Source organism: Burkholderia sp. KCJ3K979 (genome assembly GCF_016759955.1).
GTDB lineage: Bacteria > Pseudomonadota > Gammaproteobacteria > Burkholderiales > Burkholderiaceae > Burkholderia > Burkholderia orbicola.
Genome location: NZ_JACFYV010000264.1, coordinates 1 through 8,327 on the forward strand (window position 1 = coordinate 1; position 8,327 = coordinate 8,327).

8 protein-coding genes are annotated in these 8,327 nt (G+C 66.8%); 4 read left to right on the plus strand and 4 right to left on the minus strand.

Annotated features, from left to right (window positions below; translation table 11 throughout):
- The first annotated feature begins 105 nt into the window (after positions 1-105).
- Positions 106-1,413, plus strand: a complete 1,308-nt coding sequence (gene aceA / locus H3O04_RS31725) for an isocitrate lyase (RefSeq protein WP_012328776.1) — start codon at positions 106-108, stop codon at positions 1,411-1,413.
- A 204-nt stretch (positions 1,414-1,617) separates the two neighbouring features.
- Here aceA and H3O04_RS31730 read toward each other — a convergent pair whose 3' ends face one another.
- Both H3O04_RS31730 and H3O04_RS31735 read right to left on the minus strand, forming a co-directional pair.
- Entirely contained in the window at positions 1,618-2,052 is a 435-nt protein-coding gene (locus H3O04_RS31730) for a universal stress protein (protein ID WP_011549516.1), read from the minus strand.
- 159 nt (positions 2,053-2,211) lie between these two features.
- On the minus strand, positions 2,212-3,117 hold the full coding sequence (locus tag H3O04_RS31735; protein ID WP_053525366.1) for a LysR family transcriptional regulator: 906 nt from the start codon (positions 3,115-3,117) through the stop codon (positions 2,212-2,214).
- Between the two features lie 157 nt (positions 3,118-3,274).
- Between H3O04_RS31735 and H3O04_RS31740 the strand changes: the two genes are divergently transcribed.
- On the plus strand, positions 3,275-4,042 hold the full coding sequence (locus tag H3O04_RS31740) for a haloacid dehalogenase type II (RefSeq protein ID WP_006478458.1): 768 nt from the start codon (positions 3,275-3,277) through the stop codon (positions 4,040-4,042).
- A 65-nt stretch (positions 4,043-4,107) separates the two neighbouring features.
- A complete protein-coding gene (gene aceB, locus H3O04_RS31745) occupies positions 4,108-5,700 on the plus strand; it encodes a malate synthase A (protein WP_124478143.1) in 1,593 nt (530 codons plus the stop codon).
- Between the two features lie 147 nt (positions 5,701-5,847).
- On the opposite strand, the gene H3O04_RS31750 is transcribed toward aceB, so the two are convergent.
- A complete protein-coding gene (locus H3O04_RS31750; RefSeq protein WP_006478456.1) occupies positions 5,848-6,261 on the minus strand; it encodes a gamma-glutamylcyclotransferase family protein in 414 nt (137 codons plus the stop codon).
- A gap of 267 nt (positions 6,262-6,528) precedes the next feature.
- Here H3O04_RS31750 and H3O04_RS31755 point away from each other — a divergent pair, with 267 nt between their 5' ends.
- Positions 6,529-7,413, plus strand: coding sequence for an AraC family transcriptional regulator (locus H3O04_RS31755; protein ID WP_105797732.1), 885 nt, complete (start codon positions 6,529-6,531; stop codon positions 7,411-7,413).
- 23 nt (positions 7,414-7,436) lie between these two features.
- Here H3O04_RS31755 and H3O04_RS31760 read toward each other — a convergent pair whose 3' ends face one another.
- Complete coding sequence (locus H3O04_RS31760) at positions 7,437-7,901, minus strand: GNAT family N-acetyltransferase (protein WP_077203695.1); 465 nt, start codon at positions 7,899-7,901, stop codon at positions 7,437-7,439.
- Positions 7,902-8,327: the final 426 nt, after the last annotated feature.

Consider the following 8,327-nt stretch of genomic DNA (forward strand, 5'->3'; position numbering starts at 1 on the left):
CTCTTATACAAGACCTCGCGAAACGGAACGTACCGCTTCCCCGCCTCGCGAACAGCATCATCCCCGTCAGATTCGGCAGGCATACATCGCATCAAGGAGCTCATCATGTCGCGTCAGCAACAGGCACAGGAACTGCAGCAGCAATGGGAAACCGATCCGCGCTGGAAGGGCATCAAGCGCAGCTACTTGGCTGAGGACGTGGTCCGCCTGCGCGGCTCGATCCCGATCGAGCACACGCTGGCCAAGCGCGGCGCGGAAAAACTGTGGAGCCTCATCAACAACGAGCCGTTCGTCAACGCACTCGGCGCACTGACCGGCAACCAGGCGATGCAGCAGGTGAAGGCCGGCCTGAAGGCCATCTACCTGTCCGGCTGGCAAGTCGCCGGCGACGCAAACGTCGCGGGCGAAATGTACCCGGATCAGTCGCTGTACCCGGCCAACTCGGTACCGCTCGTCGTGAAGCGCATCAACAACACGCTGACGCGCGCCGACCAGATCCAGTGGTCGGAAGGCAAGAACCCGGGCGACGAAGGCTACGTCGACTTCTTCGCGCCGATCGTCGCCGACGCGGAAGCCGGCTTCGGCGGCGTGCTCAATGCGTTCGAGCTGATGAAGGCGATGATCGAGGCCGGTGCATCGGGCGTTCACTTCGAGGATCAACTCGCATCGGTGAAGAAGTGCGGCCACATGGGCGGCAAGGTGCTCGTGCCGACGCGTGAAGCCGTCGCGAAACTGTCGGCCGCGCGGCTCGCGGCTGACGTGATGGGCACGCCGACCGTGCTGGTTGCGCGCACCGACGCGGAAGCGGCCGACCTGATCACGTCCGACGTCGACGACAACGACAAGCCGTTCCTGACCGGCGAGCGCACGGTGGAAGGCTTCTTCCGCACGAAGCCGGGCCTCGAACAGGCGGTCTCGCGCGGCCTCGCGTACGCGCCGTACGCCGACCTGATCTGGTGCGAAACCGGCAAGCCCGATCTCGAGTACGCGAAGAAGTTCGCGGAAGCGATCCACAAGCAGTTCCCGGGCAAGCTGCTGTCGTACAACTGCTCGCCGTCGTTCAACTGGAAGAAGAATCTCGACGACGCGACGATCGCGAAGTTCCAGAAGGAGCTGGGCGCGATGGGCTACAAGTTCCAGTTCATCACGCTGGCCGGCTTCCATGCGCTGAACTACTCGATGTTCAACCTCGCGCACGGCTATGCTCGCACGCAGATGAGCGCGTTCGTCGAACTGCAGCAGGCCGAGTTCGCGGCCGCCGACAAGGGCTTCACGGCAGTCAAGCATCAGCGCGAGGTCGGCACCGGCTACTTCGACGCGGTGACGCAGACAGTCGAACGCGAAGCATCGACGACCGCGCTGCACGGCTCGACCGAGGACGAACAGTTCTTCGACGGCAAGAAAGTCGCGTAACGCGCCCAGGCGTGATGCCGCCGCGTCTCGCGACGCCGCGGCATCGGCCACCGGAACAACAATCAGGGAGGAGACGGCAGGCGCGCGAGTCCCTTCGCGCGACCGGCCGCGCGGCCTGCGGGCCGCCAGCAACGATGCGCGCCGGCTTCGTCCGGCGCGCCCTTTTTCTGCGGCGCAGCTTGCCCGGCCACGGCCGGCGCTGCCCTACCGATAGACGATCACCGGAATTTTCGTATGGGTCAGCACGCGCTGCGTCTCGCTGCCGATCAACAGGCTGCCGAGCCCGCGGCGTCCGTGGGACGCCATGAAGATCACGTCGCACCCGCCGCGCTCCGCCGCCTCGATGATGCCGAGATACGGCGACGGATGCACGCTCGTCCACGTGTCGCACGCGACCCCGGCCGCCTTCGCGGCCGCCTCCACCTCGTCGAGATGCGCGCGCGCCTCACGCTCGCTGCGCGCACGGAAGTCGGCGGGCGGCTCGATGATCACTTCGGAAAACGGCGAGTACGGATATTGCGGCAGGCACGCGTAGGCCGTCACGCGCGCGCCGACCGCACGAGCCAGGTCGATCGCGCCGTCGATCGCCTTTTGCGACAGTTCGGAACCGTCGGTTGGAACGAGGATGTGCCGGAACATCGCGCCCTCCTTCGTCAATTGCACGCCACGCGCCGCGGCGCCGGTCGAGCCGGCCGCGACACGGCGCGCATGCCTCTTACGATTGTAGTGTGCGAAATCGCGCCGGCCGAATCGGCAGCGGGTTCGCCCTCATATCGGAAACACGCGGGCGCGCGTCGCCTACTCGCCCCAATAGCCGGGCCGCTCGTACGTGTGCTTCAGGTAATCGAGAAACAGGCGCACCCGCAGCGGCAGATGCCGGCGTTGCGGAAACACCGCGTGGATGCCGATCGGCGGCGCGGCGAACGCGTCGAGCACGCTGACGAGCCGCCCGGCCGCGATGTCCTCGCCGACTTCCCACCACGAGCGCCACGCGAGGCCATGGCCTGCGAGGCACCACTCGTGCAGCACCGCGCCGTCCGAGCATTCCATCGTGCCGTTCACGCGGATCGACACGACCTTGTCGTCCTCCTGGAACGACCAGCCGCGCTGCTGGTTCGCGTTCGCCGCGAGCGCGAGGCAGTTGTGCCGCGCCAGTTCCGCGAGCGTGGCCGGCGTGCCGCGCCGCGCGAGATACGCTGGCGACGCGACGCACACGCGGCGGTTCTCGCCGAGTTTCAGCGACACCAGCGACGAGTCGGGCAGTTCGCCGAGCCGCACCGCGCAATCGAACCCTTCGTTGACGAGGTCGACCATTCGGTCGGACAGGTCGAGCGTGACGGACACATCCGGGTGCCCGACGCTGAATTCAGGCACGAGCGGCGCGACGTGCCGCCGGCCGAAGCCGGCCGGCGCGGAAATCCGCAGATGGCCGCTCGCCTTGACGCCGCCGGCGGACACGCTCGCTTCCGCGTTCTGCATGTCGTTGATGATGCGCTGGCAATCCTCGAGGAACGCCGAACCCTCGAACGTCAGCGTGAGCTTGCGCGTCGTGCGTACCAGCAGCTTCACGCCGAGCCGCTCCTCGAGCGCGTCGAGGCGGCGGCCGATGATCGCCGGCGCGACGCCTTCCGCATGCGCGGCCGCCGACAGGCTGCCTTTCGCCGCGACCGCGGCGAACGTTTCGATCTGCTTGAACCGGTCCATGACTCTCTCGAAAGGACGGCATCGCCGCCTTTCAAATAACGTGAGTCGCTCAGATTAGGTATATGAAAGTAAAAGATCAAGTGATGTTTAGCGTCTTTTTTAGCACCTTCGATCACGAATAGAATCGACCCGACCTCTGAAACTGGAGCGCAAGGCTATGTCGGCCACAACGACACTCTCCTCTCCCGACGCCATCCTCTTCGACGCATTCGGCACGTTGTTCGACGTGCGTGCCGTGCTGGCCGCGGCTGAGCAGATGTTTCCCGGACACGGGGAACGGTTGTCGCAGCTGTGGCGACGCAAGCAGATCGAATACTCGCAGCTGCGCACGCTCGCCGATCCGGCCGGCGCGCACTATCGCCCGTTCCGGGACATCACGCTCGATGCGCTGCGGTTCGCCGCGCGCCGGCTCGGGCTCGCGCTGAACGGCGCGGCCGAGAAGCGCTTGATGGACGAATACGCGTGCCTGTCGACCTATCCCGATACGGTGCCCGCGTTGCGCAAGCTGCGCGCGCTCGACCCGCGCCCGCCGCTCGCGATCCTGTCGAACGGCACCCCGCAGATGCTCGACATCGCGATCAAGAGCGCCGGCATGTCCGGCCTGTTCGATCGCGTGCTGTCGGCCGACACCGTGCGCGCGTACAAACCGAGCCCGGCCGCCTACGCGCTCGGCACCGCCGCGTTCGGGGCGAACCCGCGCGACATCGTGTTCGTGTCGTCGAACGCGTGGGACGTCGCCGGCGCCACCTGGTTCGGCTACACGACGTTCTGGCTCAACCGCACGGGCGCGCCCGCCGAGGAACTCGGCGCGCCGCCCGACGGCACCGGCACCGGCATGGCCGACCTGCTCGCCTTCCTCGCCACACCCACCCCGGCTCCGTCCGGCAGACCCGCAAACCGCACGCGCCCCGGCCCGGGTGCATGACGCTCGCAGCTGCCGCCTTCCCCCTTCACCGAAACCGCAACTGACCGACCAAGGAGATGAGACTCATGAGCACCCCGATCACGCTGCCGCAAGGCATGACGATCACCGGCGAAATCAAGCCGGGTTACGAAGCCATCCTGACGCCCGACGCGCTGGCGCTCGTCGCGGCGCTGCACCGCACGTTCGAATCGCGCCGCCAGGCGCTGCTGCAGGCGCGCGTCGAGCGCACGAAACGCCTCGACGCGGGCGAGCGCCCCGATTTCCTGGCGCAGACGAAGGCGATCCGCGAAGGCGACTGGAAGGTCGCGCCGCTGCCTGTCGACCTGCAATGCCGCCGCGTCGAGATCACGGGGCCCGTCGAGCGCAAGATGATCATCAACGCGCTGAACTCGGGCGCCGATTCGTACATGACGGACTTCGAGGATTCGAACGCGCCGAGCTGGACGAACCAGATCGACGGCCAGATCAACCTGAAGGACGCGGTGCGCCGCACGATCTCGCTCGAGCAGAACGGCAAGTCGTACCGGCTGAACGACAAGGTCGCGACGCTGATCGTGCGTCCGCGCGGCTGGCACCTCGACGAGAAGCACGTGACGGTCGACGGCCAGCGCGTGTCCGGCGGCATCTTCGATTTCGCGCTGTTCCTGTTCCACAACGCGAAGGAACTGCTCGCGCGCGGCTCGGGCCCGTACTTCTACCTGCCGAAGATGGAGAGCCATCTGGAGGCGCGCCTGTGGAACGACATCTTCGTCGCGGCCCAGGAAGCGGTCGGCGTGCCGCGCGGCACGATCCGCGCGACGGTGCTGATCGAGACGATCCTCGCCGCGTTCGAGATGGACGAGATCCTGTACGAACTGCGCGAACACAGCTCGGGCCTGAACGCCGGCCGTTGGGACTACATCTTCTCGGCGATCAAGAAGTTCAAGAACGACCGCGACTTCTGCCTGGCCGACCGTTCGAAGATCACGATGACGGTGCCGTTCATGCGTGCGTACGCACTGCTGCTGCTGAAGACCTGCCACAAGCGCAACGCGCCGGCGATCGGCGGGATGAGCGCGCTGATTCCGATCAAGAACGATCCGGAAGCGAACGACAAGGCGATGGGCGGCGTGCGCTCGGACAAGCAGCGCGACGCGACCGACGGCTACGACGGCGGCTGGGTCGCGCACCCGGGCCTCGTGCCGATCGCGATGGAAGAGTTCGTCAAGGTGCTCGGCGACAAGCCGAACCAGATCGCGAAGCAGCGCGACGACGTGCAGGTCGAAGGCAGGAACCTGCTCGACTTCCAGCCGGAAGCGCCGATCACCGAAGCCGGCCTGCGCAACAACATCAACGTCGGGATCCACTATCTCGGCGCCTGGCTCGACGGCAACGGCTGCGTGCCGATCCACAACCTGATGGAAGATGCGGCAACGGCCGAGATTTCCCGCTCGCAGGTGTGGCAATGGATCCGCTCGCCGAAGGGCGTGCTCGACGACGGCCGCAAGGTCACGGCCGAACTCGTGCGCGAATTCGCGAAGATCGAACTGGACAACGTGAAGCGCGCGGTCGGCGGCAACACGCAGCCGTACGAACGCGCCGCAGCGATCTTCGAACAGATGTCGACGTCGGAAGGCTTCACCGAATTCCTGACGCTGCCGCTGTACGAGGAAATCTGACGAGCTGTCCGCTGCGATCGTCGGCCGGCTCCACGTCGTGCCGCCGGTCGCGTGCGACGACGGATCAATGGCATGAAAAAGCGCCCCGCGGGGCGCTTTTCTTTTGGATTCGACAGCGGCAAATCCAGCCGCCGCCGGCAGGCACGCTCAGGCGGCTTCCTGCTCGCGCCGGTGCTGAACCCAGTCGCCCGACGCGATACGCGGACGCCCGGCTGCCGCGTGCGCGGCGACCGGATAATACAGGCAGGCGTATTGCCGGCCGCCGAGTTCGACCGTCGCCTCTTCCGGCTTGAACAGCGAGTCGACGCCTGGATAGACGCGCTCGATCTCGTCGAGCACCGGCACGAGCCGCTCGTCGACCTCGTAGACGTCGCCCCAGACGAGCGACTTGCCGGCCGGCCCGGGAATCATGCCCGGATACGTGCCGAAATCGACCAGTTCGCCCGGCAGCGCGGCCGCGCCCAGCAGCGTCGGCGCGGCGATGCCGTGGCGGGCGGCCGCATGGCCGATGTCGTTGGCCTGTCCGGCTCTCAAGGTGCCATAGACGAATACATGGCGCATCGTGGTTCTCCTCTTCGATTCGTATGTTGCCGTGTTTGCATGCGCTCGGCGCGCGATGGGCGCGACATGGCGCACGCATCGATAGACCCCGATACCGGCCCGATGGTTCGAACCGTCGGCGCGCGGCAGCGGCCAGCCGCCCCCGGATTCGCCAGCGCCCACACAAAGTTCATTTGAACCCGGCATGATGGCCGGAAAAACCGCCGCATGCGCAAGCGCTGCGCCTTCTAAAATAACGGCATCGCCGCCGCGCTGCCCGAACCGTTCATGAATCCGCCCGCTCCAGCCGACGTATCGAAACCGTACGACGTCATCGACATCCCGCCGGAATTCGCGCCGACCGCCGTCCATCCGATGCGCGTGCGCGCGCGGCAGGTCGATGCCGGCCGCCGCATTCCGCTGCACACGCATGCCTGGGCTCAGCTCGCGTACGCGTCGCGCGGCGTGCTGCGCGTCGCGACGACCGGCACGACCTGGATGGTGCCGCCGTCTCGCGCGATCTGGGTGCCGCCGCACGTGACGCACGAGGTCACGATCGTCGAAGAGGCCTATTTGCGCACGCTGTACATCGACGAGTCGATCGTGCCGGGCGGGCTCGACGCATGCCGCGTCGTCGAGGTGACGGGGCTGCTGCGCGAGTTGATCGTCGCACTCGACGCACGCGATCTGAGCACCGCGCGCGAGCGCCTGCTGTGCGGGCTCGTGCTCGACGAACTGAGTCAGGCCGAACCGCTACCGCTCGCGGTGCCGATGCCCGACGAGAAACGGCTGCGCCTGCTGTGCGAATCGGTCCTGGCGCACCCCGCGCATGCGGAGTCGCTCGAACACTGGGCGAGCGAGGTCGGCGCGAGCACGCGCACGATATCGCGGCTTTTCAAGCAGGAACTGGGCGTGAGCTTTTCGCAGTGGCGCCAGCAGGCGCTGCTCGCCCGGGCGATCCCGCTGCTGAACCAGGGGCGCCCGCTGTCGCATATCGCGCGCGAACTCGGCTACCAGAGCCAGAGCGCGTTCTCGGCCATGTTCCGCCGCGCCTTCGGCGAAAGCCCGCGCGCGTTCATGCTCCGTGGCTACGAACATCGAGGCCCGGAAGGCGGTTTCGCGGACAGCGAAACGCCGGACGACGACGACGGCCCGATCGACGCGGTGCGCTGATTGCGCTCCGGGGCGCCGGTCCCTCAGACCGGCCGCACCATGTGGCGAATCGAGCCGAGTTGCGCCAGTCGCGGGCCGGTGACGCGGTAGCCCATGCGCAGGTACAGGCGCGCGGCAGGATTGTCGACGAACACGCGCAACTGCAGTTCGTGCAGCCCACGCGCACGTGCCCAGCGATGCGACATCTCGAGCATATAAGTGCCGGCGCCCTGCCCGCGATGGCCGGCCGCGATCTGCACGTCGCGGATATGCAGCGAATCGCCCTCCTCGGTCACGCGCAGCACACCGATACGCTCGCCGTCGGCCTCGAGGATGAAGTTCTCGGATTCGCGCCAGCTCGCATAGAACAGGTCGCTGCGCCACACGAGCCCGTGGCGCTTGTAGTAGCCACCCATATTGCCGTGCGTCAACGCTTCGGCATACGGAAAATCGCCGGGCTCCGCGGGCCGGAGCTGATACAGGAGTCGCAGGTCGGTCGGATCGAGCATCGCGCAGGAGTCGGAAACGCATCCCGCCACGATAGCGCAGTCGCGGGCGGATGCAATCGCGAATTTCTCGTAGGGGCGCGGCGCTCGATGAGAGGGGTGAACGGAAGACAGAACGAGCGACGCAAATGAGAAAGCCCGCACGAGGCGGGCTTCTTCATTTTCCGGCGGAGCGGACGGGACTCGCCTACCTCCCGCAGGCCGCGGCTGCGCTTGCAAGCGGCAGCCCTTCAAGCCCCGCCGGAAGCCGGGCAGGCGGCTTCCTCCGCTCCGCAGTCACGTGCCCGCAAGCGAGTACAACGACCGAACGCACAAACAACAATGCCCGCACAAGGCGGGCATTGTTGTTTGTTTGGCGGAGCGGACGGGACTCGAACCCGCGACCCCCGGCGTGACAGGCCGGTATTCTAACCGACTGAACTACCGCTC